2 protein-coding genes are annotated in these 1,423 nt (G+C 41.7%); both read right to left on the reverse strand.

The genetic code is table 11. The features are described 5' to 3' along the window. Positions 1-33: 33 nt before the first annotated feature. Positions 34-873, reverse strand: a complete 840-nt coding sequence (locus DFP82_RS14620) for an IS3 family transposase (RefSeq protein WP_245905749.1) — start codon at positions 871-873, stop codon at positions 34-36. Next, on the reverse strand, positions 861-1,379 hold the full coding sequence (locus DFP82_RS14625) for a helix-turn-helix domain-containing protein (protein ID WP_110924450.1): 519 nt from the start codon (positions 1,377-1,379) through the stop codon (positions 861-863). The genes DFP82_RS14620 and DFP82_RS14625 overlap by 13 nt, the downstream gene beginning before the upstream one ends. Positions 1,380-1,423 lie beyond the last annotated feature (44 nt).

The following is a 1,423-nucleotide window of genomic DNA, read 5'->3' on the forward strand; positions in this document are numbered from 1 at the left end:
TGAACTGACCCCCAAATATTGGACGGTTTAAGTTTATATCAAGGACTGAGTTCTGTATTGCACAGGACTCAGTCCTTTTAGTTTAAGCTGAATTCTTTCATGATTGTAGTAGTGGATATACTCATTAATCTGTTTCTCTAACGCCTCAATCGAGCCTGGCTTCTCAATATAAATAGTCTCACACTTTAGTGTACCGAAGAAGCCCTCCATCAGCGCATTATCGAGGCAATTTCCTTTCCTGCTCATACTTTGTTTAATCTGATGCTTTTTGAGCGTCTTTTTAAACGGCTTCATCTGATAATGCCATCCCTGATCTGAATGTAGCATTAGCTTCTTATGACGGCTGGCTTTAGTTTTTTCCAGTGCCTGACTTAGCATTCGACTTACTAAATCATAGGTCGGCCTTTTTGAGAGCGTATAACTAATAATCTCATTATTATAACAATCGAGTATCGGTGATAAGTATAATTTGTTATCACCGACCTTAAACTCGGTAATATCAGTGAGCCAACGTTTAAAGGGTCTATTTGCCTTGAACCGACGCTTTAGATGATTGCTTGCTATTTTGCCTTGTTGTCCCTTATATGAGCGCCATTTTTGCCGTCGAATCCGTGCACTGAGCTTCAGCTGCTTCATAAGCTTGGCGATAAGTTTATGATTGTGATGAATCCCTACCTGTTTTAGGGCGACCGTGATTCTACGATAGCCATATCTGCCTTTATGCTGGTGATAAAGGGTGGTGATATGCTGCTTTAAGTCGGCATACTTATCTTTACTCCACAGCTGCGCTCTATGGTAGTAGAAATTACTCCTTGCAAGGGTTGCTATGGTTAATAAATCAGATAATAGATGCTGCTCTCTTAACTCTTCGATGAGCCTTGCTTTGTCGCAGCTTGTTCCCTTTCCCGAAGCCGTGCATCCAGCTTTTTTAGATAGGCAACCTCCGCACGTAGATACTCATTCTCACGCTTTAATTCTGCTAGGGTCTTGTCATCATGTGGCTTGTCTGTGATAACTGGCTTGGTCATGGCGGTATTACCTTTACGTTTGGATATGAGTCCAGACATACCGTAGAGTCGATAAGCTTTATGCCAATGGCTGATAAGCGCTGGTGAGCTGATGTTAAACTTGAGCGCCGTCTCAGACTGACTTAAACCTTGCTTTAACATGATCATGATCACTTGGTATTTAAAATCGCTACTGTATTTAGCTTTACTCGCCTTAGGCTTGATTGCGTCTATGCCACCATTTTGATATTGCTGGATCCACTTAGATAGTATCTTTTTATCAAGTCTGAATTTCTTCGCTGTCGCGACGCCAGTATGTCCTTGCCTGTAGTATGCAATCACTTTGAGCTTAAAGTCTAGATCGTAACGCATAAAAATACCCCAGAAGTTGTGTCCAACTTATGGGGTTCAGCTCA

It is taken from the genome of Psychrobacter fozii (genome assembly GCF_003217155.1).
GTDB classification, from domain to species: Bacteria; Pseudomonadota; Gammaproteobacteria; order Pseudomonadales; family Moraxellaceae; genus Psychrobacter; species Psychrobacter fozii.

What these genes read in the sequence shown, in the direction of transcription:
- DFP82_RS14625 (WP_110924450.1), bottom strand. Translation starts at nt 1,379, where the DNA reads ATGCGTTACGATCTAGACTTTAAGCTCAAAGTGATTGCATACTACAGG.